Annotated in this window: 1 protein-coding gene; it reads left to right on the forward strand. The window is 65.0% G+C overall.

Annotated features, from left to right (window positions below):
• The coding region (locus ACIBJF_RS53595; RefSeq protein WP_399185145.1) for an SHOCT domain-containing protein at positions 1-662 on the forward strand (662 nt) is incomplete at its 5' end.
• Between the last annotated feature and the right edge of the window lie 340 nt (positions 663-1,002).

Raw genomic sequence — 1,002 nt, forward strand, 5'->3', positions numbered from 1 at the left:
TCCTACATCCAGGGCCGACAACCACCCCACTCATCGCAGACCGTGACGGACAGTCAGCGGCCACCGACCCTGCACCGCTCAACTTCGAAGACCCACTTAACGTCCACTCAGGCCACGGCGGACTCACCATCCAGCACCCACGCAACCCATCCAAGCGGCACAAGCTCAACGCCGAGACCGTGCTCGAGTGGGAGGAACTCTCGACCAGGGACGGTGTCGCCGGCGTCATGGGCCAGGCTGCCGCGAAGGCTGCTCTGCCTGGAATGATTGGTAAGGCTGTCGGTGCCGGCCTCGGGGCTGCCATGAAATCCGGGCACGCCGTCCGCGTGAACGGGGCCGACGGCAATCAGTCCATCATTGAGTTGCCGGAGAAGCTGTTCATGATCTTCTCCGTATTGCTCGAGGGCCAGCAGGTCGTAACTGATACCTCCGCGCAGGCCGAGTCTTCGGAGCCCCTCCCGGCGCAGCCTGGCGTGACCGAGAAGATCTTGGACCTCGCTTCTTCGGTGATCCAGCGAGGCAAGCATGGGGTAACGGCCGAGGCCACAGCTCAGCCGGATGTTGTCGAGCAGATCGCGAAGCTCGCGTCGCTCCACGACGCTGGCATCCTCACGGACGAGGAGTTCGCGGAGAAGAAGGCTGAGTTGCTCGAGCGTCTCTGACACTTGAGGCGGCCAGTCGGCGCCCGGGCCCGGGTCGACGCGCATGATCCAAATCTCTTGGCGTGGTACTGACGCCGGTTCTCGCGCAGGTGGTTCGACTCAGTCGAGCACTGCATAGAGCGGCCCGCGGTCAAGGCAATGCCTCCGGCGCGGGATCGGCCGGCACCGGGATGGCGGGGGGCGCCGTTCTCGACTGCGCACCCATGGTGGCGTGTGCGGGGAGCTCCCATCCCGTCTGCCATCGACCTAGAAGGTTGCTGAAAATCTCGGGTTCTGGCCCCGGCTGGGTGCAGTCGGGGGCAGTCTTGTAGGCATGCAGGGGGAATGGGCCGGGGAGATG

The sequence above is a fragment of the Streptomyces sp. NPDC050743 genome (assembly GCF_044456925.1).
In the GTDB taxonomy this organism is placed as follows: Bacteria; Actinomycetota; Actinomycetes; order Streptomycetales; family Streptomycetaceae; genus Streptomyces.